Annotated in this window: 10 protein-coding genes; 6 read left to right on the top strand and 4 right to left on the bottom strand. The window is 38.0% G+C overall.

What is annotated here, in order from left to right:
* Window positions 1–14 precede the first annotated feature (14 nt).
* From I6F54_RS06385 to glmM, 6 genes are all read left to right on the top strand, one after another.
* Window positions 15–1,241: a glycosyltransferase family 4 protein gene (locus I6F54_RS06385; RefSeq protein WP_197140390.1), complete on the top strand. Its 1,227-nt coding sequence runs from the start codon at window positions 15–17 to the stop codon at window positions 1,239–1,241.
* Window positions 1,238–1,834: a sugar transferase gene (locus I6F54_RS06380; protein WP_197140388.1), complete on the top strand. Its 597-nt coding sequence runs from the start codon at window positions 1,238–1,240 to the stop codon at window positions 1,832–1,834. The genes I6F54_RS06385 and I6F54_RS06380 overlap by 4 nt, the downstream gene beginning before the upstream one ends.
* Entirely contained in the window at window positions 1,827–2,456 is a 630-nt protein-coding gene (locus I6F54_RS06375) for an acetyltransferase (RefSeq protein WP_197140386.1), read from the top strand. The genes I6F54_RS06380 and I6F54_RS06375 overlap by 8 nt, the downstream gene beginning before the upstream one ends.
* Before the next feature lie 33 nt (window positions 2,457–2,489).
* The gene (locus I6F54_RS06370; RefSeq protein ID WP_197140384.1) at window positions 2,490–3,668 is read left to right on the top strand and encodes a DegT/DnrJ/EryC1/StrS family aminotransferase; all 1,179 of its coding nucleotides are present in this window, start codon (window positions 2,490–2,492) and stop codon (window positions 3,666–3,668) included.
* 477 nt (window positions 3,669–4,145) lie between these two features.
* Window positions 4,146–6,092, top strand: coding sequence for a polysaccharide biosynthesis protein (locus I6F54_RS06365; protein WP_197140382.1), 1,947 nt, complete (start codon window positions 4,146–4,148; stop codon window positions 6,090–6,092).
* A 266-nt stretch (window positions 6,093–6,358) separates the two neighbouring features.
* Complete coding sequence (gene glmM, locus I6F54_RS06360) at window positions 6,359–7,714, top strand: phosphoglucosamine mutase (protein ID WP_024589807.1); 1,356 nt, start codon at window positions 6,359–6,361, stop codon at window positions 7,712–7,714.
* 347 nt (window positions 7,715–8,061) lie between these two features.
* Here the strand turns inward: glmM and I6F54_RS06355 are convergent, their stop codons facing one another.
* The 4 genes from I6F54_RS06355 to I6F54_RS06340 form a co-directional block, all read right to left on the bottom strand.
* The gene (locus tag I6F54_RS06355; protein ID WP_197140380.1) at window positions 8,062–8,514 is read right to left on the bottom strand and encodes an REP-associated tyrosine transposase; all 453 of its coding nucleotides are present in this window, start codon (window positions 8,512–8,514) and stop codon (window positions 8,062–8,064) included.
* A 170-nt stretch (window positions 8,515–8,684) separates the two neighbouring features.
* Window positions 8,685–10,127 carry a capsule assembly Wzi family protein gene (locus I6F54_RS06350; RefSeq protein WP_197140378.1) on the bottom strand — a complete coding sequence of 481 codons (1,443 nt, stop codon included), beginning with the start codon at window positions 10,125–10,127 and terminating at the stop codon, window positions 8,685–8,687.
* Between the two features lie 302 nt (window positions 10,128–10,429).
* Window positions 10,430–12,445 (bottom strand): methyl-accepting chemotaxis protein, encoded by a 2,016-nt coding sequence (locus I6F54_RS06345; protein ID WP_101163650.1) that lies wholly within the window; start codon window positions 12,443–12,445, stop codon window positions 10,430–10,432.
* Between the two features lie 136 nt (window positions 12,446–12,581).
* Window positions 12,582–13,400 (bottom strand): symmetrical bis(5'-nucleosyl)-tetraphosphatase, encoded by an 819-nt coding sequence (locus tag I6F54_RS06340; RefSeq protein WP_197140376.1) that lies wholly within the window; start codon window positions 13,398–13,400, stop codon window positions 12,582–12,584.
* Window positions 13,401–13,404: the final 4 nt, after the last annotated feature.

Here is a 13,404-nt window from a genome sequence, read left to right as displayed (position 1 = left end):
ATTATATGATTAATATGAAAAAAAATGTATGGTACATTTCAAAATATGCAAATATAGATACTTACGGTGCTGATACTAGGCAAGCCAGCTTTTGCAAAGAGTTTGCAAAAGCTGGTCATACTGTACGGCTTATAACTTCAAATTCATCCCACCTTTATAATTCTTTGCCTGAATTTGAGTCTCGGTATAAAAATATGAGCTATGATGGCTATGAAGTAACGTGGGTGAATACTCTAAAGTACACTAAAGCAACGAGTATTAACCGCATTTTAAGCTGGGTTTGGTTTGAATTTTTTGTGTTGATGATGGCGTATCGCACACAATATGAAAAACCAGATGTAGTTATAGCTTCTTCACTTTCAATTCTTTCTGTACTCTCTGGTTGTTTTTATAAACGTTTTTACAAAGCTAAATTTATTTTTGAAGTGCGCGATATTTGGCCTCAAACACTTATTGATCTTAAAGGTTTTAGTCATAAACATCCATTAATCTGGTGTCTGTCAAAAGTTGAAAAGTTAGGTTACAAATATTCTGACTCAATAGTAGGCACAATGCCTGGCCTAAAAGATCATGTTGAAAATGAAGTTGGATTAGGTTGTAAAGTTGTATCAATTCCACAAGGTATTAATTTAGATTTTTATACAGATAACCAAAAAGAATTATCGTCTGATTTTATCGAAAACTATATACCTAAAAATAAATTTATAGTTACTTATACCGGTACTATGGGCGATGCAAATGCACTTGAATATATAGTCAGTGCTGCAAAAGTATTGCACCTTGAGCAAGTCACTAATGTGCATTTTTTACTGGTAGGCAATGGGTACTTAAAAGATCAATTAATTGAACAAGCAAAGGGGATTAATAATATAACCTTTGCTCCAGTAATTAAAAAAGAACAGGTTCAGCATGTTTTAGAATTATCTAATATTTTAGTTGCCTCAGTAAAAAATGAAAAAATATATAAATATGGAATTTCATTAAATAAATTTATTGATTATATGTACGCTAAAAAGCCAGTTATTTGTATGTTTTCAGGCTATCCATCCATGATTAATGAAGCTAATAGTGGTGAGTTTACTCCTGCAGAAGATGTGGAGTCATTTGTTGACGCTATTAAAAAACACCAAAAAATGAGTGCCGCTGAGCTTAATGAACTTGGTGAAAACGGGTATCGGTTTTTAGTCGAACAGCGTGTTTTTTCTACATTAGGGAGTAAGTTTATGGAGTTATTTAAATGAAACGTATTTTTGATTTTTTGGTTGCTTTTAGTGTATTAGTTGCTTTATTACCAGTAATAATTGTAGTTACTATTTTAATCCGTTTTAAATTAGGCTCACCTATTTTATTTACACAAAACCGCCCAGGCTTGAATGGTAAAGTATTTAAAATGATGAAGTTTAGAACCATGCTTGATGGTAAAGATAAACACGGTAACTTGCTACCTGATGATGAGCGTATGACTAAGTTTGGTGCTTTTTTACGCTCGACTAGTTTGGATGAACTCCCAGGTTTATTTAATGTATTAAAAGGTGATATGAGCCTAGTAGGGCCAAGGCCATTATTAGTGCAGTATTTACCGTTATATAGTAGCGAGCAAGCACGCCGACATAATGTGCGCCCAGGTATAACTGGCTGGGCTCAAGTAAATGGGCGCAACGCTATTAGTTGGGAGCAAAAATTTAAACTTGATGTTTGGTATGTTGATAACCAAAGTTTTTTACTCGATATTAAAATTTTATTACTTACCGTAAAAAAAGTATTTGTACGTGAGGGCATAAGCGCTGACGGGCACGTAACTATTGAGCCATTTAAAGGCTCTAATAATGACTAATAAGCTAGCTATAGTTGGCGCCAGTGGCCATGGTAAAGTAATTGCCGATATTGCCGAACAGCTTGGTTTTATTGTTAACTTTTATGATGATGCCTACCCAAGTAAAACACATATTGAACACTGGCCCATACACGGTACTTGCGCCGACTTAATAGCGTTAAACAATATAAGTACTGCACCTAATGACGTTGTTGTTGCTATTGGTAATAACAATATTCGCCAACAAAAAATACTGTTGTTACAACAAAATGGTTTTAACCTTATTACCTTAATTGCCCCAACGGCAGTAATAAGCCAATACGCTACAATAGCGCAGGGAAGTGTCGTTTTTGCTGGTGCTATTATTAATGCGTTTGCCAATATAGGCATTGGCTGCATAGTTAACACCTCAGCTATTATTGAGCATGACTGTGCTATTGGTGACTTTACCCATATTTGCCCTAATACTGCTTTGGCGGGCGGGGTTATTATTGGTAGTAAAAGTTGGGTTGGTATTGGTAGCCAAATTAAACAATTAATAGTAATTGGTGAAAATTGTATGATTGGTGCGGGTAGTACTGTTATAAAAAACATACCGGATAACGTTACTGCATTTGGCTCTCCTGCAGTACCGAACAAATAAGACCTCATTTCTATATAAATTAATAGGAACATCATGTTAAATACCCCATTTTCTCCTTGGCCTAGTTTTACTCAGCAAGAGGCCGATGCCGTTAGTCGTGTGATTTTATCGAATAAAGTTAATTATTGGACTGGCACAGAAGGCCGTGAGTTTGAAAAAGAGTTTGCTACTTGGGCTGATAGTGAATATGCCATAGCGCTTGGTAATGGCACTTTAGCACTTGATTTAGCGCTTAAAGCTTTAAATGTAGGCGCTGGCGATGAAGTAATAACGACGCCTCGTACATTTTTAGCATCTGCGTCAAGCATTGTTACCGCAGGTGCTGCCCCTGTTTTTGCTGATGTTGATTTAAATAGCCAAGCAATTACAGCCGCTAGTATTAAAGCAGTACTTACACCGAAAACAAAAGCGGTTATTGTTGTACATTTAGCAGGTATGCCTGCTGAAATGGACGACATAATGTCATTGAGTAAAGAGCATGGTTTTTATGTGATAGAAGACTGTGCCCAAGCTCATGGTGCTAAATATAAAGGTAAGTCTGTTGGCAGTATTGGGCATGTTGGAGCATGGAGTTTTTGCCAAGATAAAATAATGACCACTGGCGGCGAAGGCGGCATGGTAACCACTAATTCAAAAGAATTATGGTCAGCTATGTGGAGCTACAAAGATCACGGAAAAAGCTTTGATGCTATTTATAACCGCGAACACCCACCAGGATTTAGATGGTTACACGAAAGCTTTGGTACCAACTGGCGCATGACCGAAATGCAAGCTGTACTTGGCCGTATTCAACTAACGCGCATGAGCAATTGGACAACTAAGCGCCAAGCTTATGGTGCTGAGCTAGATAAAGCTGCCAGTGAATTTAACAGTATTCGTTTAGTAACAGTGCCAAGCTATATTGAGCACGCAGAGTATAAACACTACATGTTTGTTAAGCCTGAGCAACTAGCCGAAGGTTGGGATCGTGACCGAATAGTGAATGAAATAGTTGAACGCGGTGTACCGTGTTTTCAGGGGAGCTGCTCTGAGGTGTATCTTGAAAAAGCATTTGATAATACCCCATGGCGTCCAGAAAAGCGTTTACCAAATGCAGTTGAGTTAGGTGAAACGTCAATAATGTTTTTAGTACACCCAACACTTACTGAAGCTGAAATAGCTAAAACAACACAAGTGATGAAAGAAGTATTCGCGTTGGCGTCTAAACCTTAAAGGGTCGATAAACTCTCAGCTTATAATTGTGAGTTAAGAATGATTATAAGCTGTTTAGGGTTTAAGTATGAATATTTGCTCATGAGTTGTGGATTTATATAAGCGGGTTGCTGAGTTAATTACTTTGTATAAAAAACTTTGTAACCAGTGAGCACAGAACCCCAATCGTATATTATATTGGGGAGGTTTTTTCGATTTTTTAACTCACTAATCTAAAAAAAGTTATTTTAAAATGTGTCTCAGGATGAGATATTTCTGAGACACATTTCACCATCATTTATTACAACAATAGTGACATATCTGAAATTCTCAACCGTCCCTATTGGGCTTTAATATTGTAATTTATTACTATTTACTGAACAATAAACTACATTAAACGCTAATTACATTAGCCTATTTTTTGCTATAGTTACCATATTGTTAATTTAAAATGTGATACTGGGTTGATCCTGTATTTGCATCACAAAGGAACGTGTCTTGGATAGTTTCATTCGCTCTATTTTAAACGCATCGCGTGCCAAAAAACGCATCATTACATTGTGCATTGATTCGTTATTTATTATGTTGGCTTTTTGGTTAGCGCTTATTGTAAGGCTTGATAGCTTTGAGTCGCTGCAGCGTTTAGATAATTGGCTTTTATTAGCAGTATTAATACCGGTTAGCTTATATACATTTATAAGTTTAGGCTTGTATCGCGCTGTACTTAGATACATGAACTCACAAGCTATTTGGGCAATTGTACTAGGCACTGTAATAACAACGATCAGTTTGGTTTTAATCGCCTTTTTTATAGGTATAGATATACCGCGAACGATGCCATTTATATTTGCTTGGTTGTGTTTATTAACTGTGGGTGGTTCTCGCGTATTGGTTCGCGCGATGATTGGTAGAATGACGACAAGCAAAAAAGAACCTGTAATTATTTATGGAGCGGGTTCTGCCGGACGCCAATTAGCGACGGCATTAGGTGCTGGCCCAGAATATTTTGTTAGAGCGTTCATTGATGATGATGTAACTAAGCACGGTTCAATTATTCAGGGTATACCCGTTTTATGTTTTAAAGGTATTTACGAGCTAATAAATAAACGCAAAGTAAGTAAAGTTTTATTAGCACTCCCAAGCGCAACTCGCGCACGCCGTAAAGAAATACTCGCCCAATTAGAACCTTTAACAATTAACGTACTCTCAATACCAGGTATGGCTGATGTAGTAGAGGGCAAAGCAAAGCTTGCTGAAATAGCCGAAGTTGGCGTTGAAGACTTACTCGGTCGTGATCCTGTAGAACCAAATACTGATTTAATGACCGCTAACATTGCTAATAAAGTGGTTATGGTAACAGGAGCCGGTGGCTCTATCGGCTCTGAACTGTGTAGACAAATAGTTAAACAAAAACCAATAAAGCTTGTTTTATTTGAGCTTAGTGAGTTTGGTTTATATTCAATAGAAAAGGAGCTTAGTGAGTACATTACTAATAATAACCTTGATATTGAGCTGGTACCTATAATGGGCTCAGTGCAACGTATTAACCGAATTGAAACTGTAATGACAGTATTTGGTGTGCAAACTGTTTACCACGCTGCAGCTTATAAACATGTACCGTTAGTTGAGCATAATGTAGTAGAAGGTGTGCGCAATAATGTGTTTGGTACTTATTATGCTGCAAAAGCCGCGGTAAATGCAAAGGTAGAAACCTTTGTGCTTATATCAACAGATAAAGCGGTACGCCCTACCAATGTAATGGGTGCTACTAAGCGTATGGCTGAGCTATCGCTGCAAGGCTTAGCACAAGAGCAAGGTGTTAAACATAAAACGCGTTTTTGTATGGTGCGTTTTGGTAATGTACTGGGATCGAGTGGCTCTGTAGTGCCGCTATTTCGCAGGCAAATAAAAGAAGGTGGCCCAATAACGCTAACACATCCTGATATAACACGCTTTTTTATGACGATTCCTGAAGCGGCGCAATTAGTTATACAAGCAGGGGCTATGGGTAAAGGTGGCGACGTATTTGTGCTCGATATGGGCGATCCAGTTAAAATTAAAGATCTTGCGACTAAAATGGTTCGTCTTTCTGGTTTTGAAGTTAAAAGCGATACTAATCCACATGGCGATATCGAAATTAAGTGTACGGGCTTACGCCCAGGTGAAAAGCTCTACGAAGAACTATTAATTGGTAATAACGTGGGTGAAACAACACACGAGCGCATAATGACTGCCAATGAGGTAATGTTGCCTTTGGCCGAGCTTAATGTGTTTATAGAAGCGCTAGATATTGCGTGTCATAATTTTGAGCATGAAACAATTCGTCAATTATTATTAGATGCACCAACAGGCTTTAACCCAACTGATGGTATATGTGATTTGGTGTGGAATGCAAAAAAGGAGCTGACAAAGGGAAATAAGCAGAAGGTTGTAAATATTAATTAAGTTATTATTTTACACTCTAAGTTGAGAGACACTGTATTTTAAAATAATAAATAACGATCAGGCTGAGTAAGGTTGTTGATAATAATTTATTCAATACTCTGACAAATTAAAGCTATGTATTTAGCTTTTATATTTAATGAAATTTAAAGCGTGAGTTTAACTCGCGCTTTTTGCTTTTTGTAATAAAGCTCTGTTTTTATGATAATCGAGCTAACAAATATTAATTATATGTGCACTGCGCATTTAACATTTATAAAGGAATAATTATGCCACGTAAGTATTTTGGTACAGATGGAGTAAGGGGCAAGGTAGGGACTTTTCCTATTACGCCTGATTTTGCAATGAAATTAGGCTGGGCCGCGGGTACTGTTTTAGCCTCTAGTGGTACAAAAGAGATTCTAATAGGTAAAGATACACGTAACAGTGGTTATATGTTTGAGTCAGCCATAGAAGCAGGCCTTTCAGCTGCAGGCGTTAATGTGGCATTTGTCGGCCCTATGCCAACGCCTGCTGTTGCTTATTTGGCATCAACCTTTAGAGCGGATGCGGGTGTTGTTATTAGTGCATCGCATAATCCATATTACGATAATGGTATTAAGTTTTTTAATAATTCTGGTACGAAGTTAAACGATGAGCAAGAGCTTGAAATTGAAGCTTTACTTGAGCAAGCATTAAATAACAACGCAATGCAGTGTGTAAGCTCTGAGCGCTTGGGTAAAGCAAGACGCATAAACGATGCTGCTGGACGATACATTGAATTTTGCAAAGGCATATTCGCTAAAGATTTAACGCTTGAAGGTTTAAAAATTGTTGTCGATAGTGCTAACGGGGCTGCATATCACATAGCGCCTAATGTTTATGCAGAACTAGGTGCTGACGTTATTAGCATTAACGATAAACCAAATGGTTTAAATATTAATGAGCAATGTGGTGCTACACATCTAGATAGCCTTCAAGCAGCTGTACTTGAACATAAAGCAGACTTAGGTATTGCGCTTGATGGTGATGCTGACAGATTAATGCTTGTTGATGATAGTGGCGCTGTGATTGACGGTGACCAAATACTTTATATTTTAGCTAAAGCAGCAAAGCTGCAAGGCAAAATGCAGGGTGGTGTTGTTGGTACACTAATGTCTAACCTCGGGTTAGAGCTAGCGCTTAAGGAAATGGATATACCATTCAAGCGCGCTAAAGTAGGTGATCGCTATGTTGTTGAGCAGCTTAAAAATACTGGTTGGAAACTTGGTGGTGAAGGTTCAGGCCATATTCTACACTTAGATTATGCAACCACAGGTGATGGAATTGTAGCCTCTTTATTGGTGTTAACAGCGCTTATTCAGCAAAAGCAATCATTAAAGAACTACGTAGCAGGTATGCAAAAATTACCTCAGGTGCTTCTTAATGTGCGTTTAACAAAAAATAATGCGAATGAAATTCTAAATACTGATTCGGTAAAACAAGCAGTAGCAGAAGCTGAAATAGTATTGGCAGATACTGGTCGTGTTTTACTTCGTAAATCAGGCACTGAGCCATTGATCCGTGTCATGGTCGAGTCAACTGATTCTGTAGCATCACAAGAGCAAGCTGAGCATATAGCTAGTTCAATAAAAGCGTTATTGTAGAAGTATGTTTTTTGTCGGGGATGAATCACATTAGCGCGAAGTAAATTCGCACCGATAGGGTGCATATATTGTAGGTGAGGTTTTACACCTCGCTTTTGGTAACGTTAGGTTAGATGAGCGCGAAGTAAATTCGCACCTACAAGGTGCATATATCGTAGGTGAGGTTTTACACCTCGCTTTTGATAAAGTTAAGTTAGATGAGCGCGAAGTAAATTTGCATCGATAGGGTGTATATATTATAGGTGAGGTTTTACACCTCGCTTTTGTCAGATTAAGTTAGATGAGGGCGAAGTAAATTCGCACCGATAGGGTGTGTATGTTGTAGGTGAGGTTTTATACCTCGCTTTTCATTTTATATAAATACAATCCCAGTAAGGGTATGAAGCAATTTTATCGACAATTTTAGCCCGCAAAGGATTAGCAATAATATATCTAGCATTGTTCAGTAAATCATTTTCATTTCTAATCATGTGATCATAGTAGTTACGTTGCCATAATTTATACATACCTAAGTCGTCACGGGTTACTTTAGAACAACGGCCTTTAAATAACTTAATTACATCGAACAGCGCTTTCTTAGTTCCTAATTGAATTAGCCAATGTATATGATTTGGCATAATTACAAATGCTATTGTTCTGGCTGTTTCTTGCGTTTCTATCTTTTTCATTTCTGTGATTATTAATCGATTAATATCCATAGAAATAAATATGTTTTCTCTTTTGTGCGCCACTAGTGTGATTGAGTAAAATCGATTTGTTAATGATACTCTGCCTTTTCGCAATAAATCTGAACGATACATTTTACAGGCCTTCAGTACTTTTTATTAAAGGTAGCAGAGGTTTTTAAAATAAGAGAGCGCGAAGTAAATTCGCACCTACAGGGTGTGTGTATGTTGTAGGTGAGGTTTTATACCTCGCTTTGGTAACGTTAAATTAGATGAGCGCGAAGTAAATTCGCACCTACAGGGTGTTAAAAATTGGCAAATACACCTAATCTAGCAAACGTTTCCCCGTATACATCCTTTCCTTGATACAGCTCAGCTCCCCAACTTTTAGCACCCATTATTGGTTTACTCAACTTGCGTGTATACGCTGTTTGCAGTTCGTAACTTGTTTCATAGTCTTCGGTTTTATTTTTAAGCATACGAATAGTGGTATTTAAGCTTTCTATTTTACTTAATTGCCAATGCCAATTTACGCTCATTGATTTAGCCGGAGTGTAGTCCGTGTAGTCGTGTTCATCACCCGCCCAGTGGCCAATTACATTGCCAGAATTACGGTTACCATCTTGATATAAGCTATTTGCGTACCAACCTTTTTGCCAGTTACTGTGCTCGAAGCGTAAACTGTGGTTGTTAGCAATAAAAGGTAAATATAGCCCAAAGCTATATGCATTATTGCGAGAGCCACCTAATGTGTCTTCAAGTGCTACTTCACCATATAACTCATAAGGAAGCGCGTATATACTGTTATTATATGCAAATGTTATAGAGCCTAGTTGATCCCCAAGCTCAAAGTCTGCATCAACTTCATCCGCATCTGAGCGAGTTATATTATCTTTGCTCCCTGGAGTAAAAAAACCTTCAGCAAAGTCTTTTAAAGTAACTGTTCGAGGGCCGCCACCAAACTGCATTAAGCGGCTTAAGCCTATTGTTAAATTATCGGTTGCAGCAAAACTAGTGTGCAAGCCAAATAAATATGGCTTACCTGGTTTGTACTCACGAATAACACCTGTCTGCTTAGTGCTTTCAAGAATCCCACGTTGCTCTGTCATTTTACTAATAAACATATCGTAACGAATATTAAAGCTGGTTATTGGCTCTACATTACTAAGCGTTATAGAGGGCGTTGTTTTAGCTTGTGTGCTTAATAGCATGGCACTGTCGTTAAAAGGTGAGTACCAATGCTCTCGGTAGCCTACATCTAACTGCGCGTATTTATTACCAAGGTAAAAAAAGCTTTGTGTAGGTAATATTTCGTCTTCGTTGGCAATGCCTGCAACACTTACACCAAAGTAACGTCCGAAGTTAGCGTAAGCACCACCTTCAATAATTAAGTTGGTTTTAGTGGTTTGGCCGCGTTGGTTAGGCAATGTTTTATCTTTTGTGCCAGCAGCAAGTGTTACTTTTGCAAATGTACCCGCATCACTTTGAATATAAGGGCTAAGTTGGTACGAAAGTGTTTGATATAGTTCTGGGTAAGTATGCCTTACTGTTTGCAGCACTCTATAAATGTCGTGCGCTTTATAAGGCTTGCTCATAATATGTGTATTTTTACTTACAGCTAAAAGTCGTTGTACTTGGTGCTCAAGTTCTGGGGCTTGATTTAAAGGTAAATAAGGTGACACGCCACCTTTAGCAACAGCATTTGCACTGATTGCCATCCCGATAAACAGTGATATTTTTTTGAGCATAATTATTCCGTTAGCAAAAATTTGTTTAAGTAAAAACGTTAACGCGAGGTTAGCAATAAACGCCTAAGTAAGGAAGAAAAAAGCGATATATTAGTGGTTGGTAATTGGCGTATATAAGTTGTAGGTGAGGTTTTATACCTCGCTTTTGGTAAAGTTAAGTTAGATGAGCGCGAAGTAAATTCGCATCGATAGGGTGTGTGTATGTTGTAGGCAAAGTTTTACATCTCACTTTTAAAGTCCTGATAAATAAAAACCCCGATGGTACATAGTATCATCGGGGTTTTTTAATCATTTTAGTAAAGCTAAACTTTAAATTCGTCTACCGACAAGCGTAGTTCTTCGGCAAGTTTTGCTACTTCTGAACTTGAAATGTTGGTTTGGTTTGCGCCTTCGGCTGTTTGCTCTGCGATGGCTACAATCGACTCAAGACGTTCGCTAATTTCTTGTGCTACTTGTTGTTGCTCAAGTGCGGCAGTCGAAATCTCTTCACTTACGTCGTGAGCTTGCGAAACCGCAAATGTAATTGAATCAAGAGCGCTACTTGCTAGGTCTGTTTGCTCAACACACGATACCGCACGTTGCTTACCTTTACTCATAGCTGTTACTGCAGCTTCTGCGCCTGTTTGAAGAGACTCAATCATTGATTGTATCTCTTGGGTAGACTCTTGAGTTTTACTCGCTAGAGAGCGTACTTCGTCTGCTACAACAGCAAAGCCTCGGCCATATTCACCAGCACGTGCAGCTTCAATTGCGGCATTTAGTGCAAGTAGGTTGGTTTGGTCAGCTATGCCGCGTATTACATCTAAAATGCTGCCAATTGATGCGCTATCTTGATGTAGTTTATTAATTACTTGTGAGGCGTCGTCTACTTCACGTGCTAACTGTTCAATCGTGGCTTTATTGTTATTCGAAATACCTTTAACACGCTCAGCTTCTTTATCAGCATTTTTAATTTCGCTAAGTGCTTGTTGAGCGCTGTTGCTAACCGTTTGTGATGTACTGCTCATTTCGGTCGTTGCAGTGGCTGCTTGTTCAACTTGTGCTTGTTGGTTACGAATTGCTTGGCTTGATTCGGCGGTAATGGCCGATGTTTGCTCTGATGCTGCAGCTAGCTGAGTAGAGCGCGAAATAATGCCTTTAATTAGGCTGCGTAAGTTATCAATTAAGGTGTTACAACTTTTAGATAGTTCGCCAAATTCGTCTTTAGCGCTGTCGTCTAAACGTTGTGTCATGTCGCCACTGGCAACAATATCTAAAATTCGGTTAACTTCAGCAAGGGGTTTAGTAATACGGCTAACAGTAATAATAGCAATCGCTACAGCTAAAAGAGTGGCTATAATCATACCAACCCACGTCCATAAGTTTGCTGAGTCTACGTCGCTGCGTACGCCTTGCTGTAATTTAAAGGCAACGTCACTTGCTTGATTAACTAACTCATCAATTTGGTTAAGTGCCATTTTGGTGGCTTGCTCTGACTGGGCAAGCTCTGACTCTGTTAGGGTAATCGAATCAATTAATCGTTTTTTGTTTGCGGCTAAACCACTACTACCTTTTATATTGTTTTCTAAAGTATCAACATTTTCTTTTAAGCTTGAGTATAAATCGCTGTGAGTTTGCTCAATAGCCGGTTTAATTAAGGCAATGGTACGTGTAACTTCTTCTAGGTAATAGGTTTGCTCGTTTTTAACAATATCGAGAGTATTAAGCGTTTTAACGGTTAGCATATCAGTGCTGTTACTTACCACTGACATAAAGTTATTTTCTAAATTGTTTGCAGCTTGATAAGCACGAGGGTGGTTTTGCTCAAAGCCATCAATGTCAATAATATCGAGTACAACAGAATTGGCATCTTCTGCACTTAGCTCTATATTTTCTAATTGTGCTTTTAATGTTTTGTTTAATGCTAGCTGTTTGCTTTTATCTTCTAACAAGCTTTCAACTGTGCTTAAAAAGCTTAAGTAGGTTTTTTCTACATTTTGGCTACTTTGATTAAGCGTTGCATCATTTTTAACTACGTCTTGAAGTTCGCGATGAAGGGTATTGAATAATTGCTTTTGCTCAAGAACTTGTTTTTTAATGGGGGCTAGTTCATTTGCAGAAGTAGTGTAAAAACTCGCCTGAGCGGCTTTACTCATTAAAATAAATTCGGCTTGTAGTTCTGAGCTTTTATTTAGTGCTGGAAGTGATAGTTGGTTCACTTTTTGAGTGGAGCGGTCAATATTTGCAATTTTTATTAAGGAGTTACCACCAATTATTAATAATAATAGTGTGATAAATATAAAACCACCCCAAATACGTTGGCTTACTGTCAGGTTCATAAGATTTCCACTCAAAAGTACTTCAATTAAGACTTATCGGCGTTTGTACCAATAAGTTAAGTAATTAAAATCAATTACTTTAACTAATTTTAACTATTAATTGATAAATCTAACAGATGTACTGTTTTTTTTCAGTTTATTTAGACGAAAGGTGGGATTTTTCGATAATTACTTTTTTAGTACTTAGCTCCATTAGGGTCATGGTGTTACCCCATACACAGCCTGTATCTAAGGCGTGAACCCGCGGATTACCTGTCCTACCTTCAAGTGCGGCCCAGTGTCCAAAAATAATATCGTGTTTAGTTTTAGCTATATTAGGATAGTTAAACCAGGGGGTTAATGTTTGGCTATCGGTTATTGCACCCTTTGCATTAAGCTCGAGTTTGTTATCACTTGTTAAAAAGCGCATGCGGGTAAAATAATTAACTATGTATCTAAATTTTGCAAAGTCATCAAGATTGCTTGACCACTCAATAGGATGAGGCTGATACATGTGTTCAAAAAATGCTTTAGCATTGTGTGATTGATAACAGCTTTGTGCAAATTGTGCTTGTTTTAGCGCATAGTCAATAGACCAATCTGGGTTTAAACCTGCATGAGATATAAAGCAGTTATGTTTTATAAGCTCTAAGGCCAATGGTTGGGTTTGTAAAAAAGCGATGTAATGCGCTAATTTTGGGCTTTCAAATATTGGGTTTAGTTTATCTTTTGGATTGGTAGGTTTGTTAAGGAAGTAGCAGGCAACCATGTGAAGGTCGTGATTGCCTAAAGTGATGGTCATGCTATTTTGATTTTGGTAAATATAGTCTAAGCAGGCTAGGGAGTCTGGCCCGCGGGCAACTATGTCGCCAACTAAATAAAGGTGATCTTTGCTTGGGTTAAAATCAACACGTTGTAAAAGGGTGTTAAATTCACTAAAACACCCTTGTAAATCACCTATCGCATAATCTGCCATTTAA

Origin of the sequence: Pseudoalteromonas sp. SWXJZ10B, from assembly GCF_015864475.1 — a bacterium.
GTDB classification, from domain to species: Bacteria; Pseudomonadota; Gammaproteobacteria; order Enterobacterales; family Alteromonadaceae; genus Pseudoalteromonas; species Pseudoalteromonas arctica.
Note: the sequence above shows the minus strand (reverse complement) of the source record. Positions and strands in the feature narration are given on the sequence as shown.

Coding starts and splice junctions, on each gene's coding strand:
- I6F54_RS06385 (WP_197140390.1), top strand. CDS start 15: ATGAAAAAAAATGTATGGTACATTTCAAAATATGCAAATATAGATACT.
- I6F54_RS06380 (WP_197140388.1), top strand. CDS start 1,238: ATGAAACGTATTTTTGATTTTTTGGTTGCTTTTAGTGTATTAGTTGCT.
- I6F54_RS06375 (WP_197140386.1), top strand. CDS start 1,827: ATGACTAATAAGCTAGCTATAGTTGGCGCCAGTGGCCATGGTAAAGTA.
- I6F54_RS06370 (WP_197140384.1), top strand. CDS start 2,490: ATGTTAAATACCCCATTTTCTCCTTGGCCTAGTTTTACTCAGCAAGAG.
- glmM (WP_024589807.1), top strand. CDS start 6,359: ATGCCACGTAAGTATTTTGGTACAGATGGAGTAAGGGGCAAGGTAGGG.
- I6F54_RS06355 (WP_197140380.1), bottom strand. CDS start 8,514: ATGTATCGTTCAGATTTATTGCGAAAAGGCAGAGTATCATTAACAAAT.
- I6F54_RS06350 (WP_197140378.1), bottom strand. CDS start 10,127: ATGCTCAAAAAAATATCACTGTTTATCGGGATGGCAATCAGTGCAAAT.
- I6F54_RS06345 (WP_101163650.1), bottom strand. CDS start 12,445: ATGAACCTGACAGTAAGCCAACGTATTTGGGGTGGTTTTATATTTATC.
- I6F54_RS06340 (WP_197140376.1), bottom strand. CDS start 13,400: ATGGCAGATTATGCGATAGGTGATTTACAAGGGTGTTTTAGTGAATTT.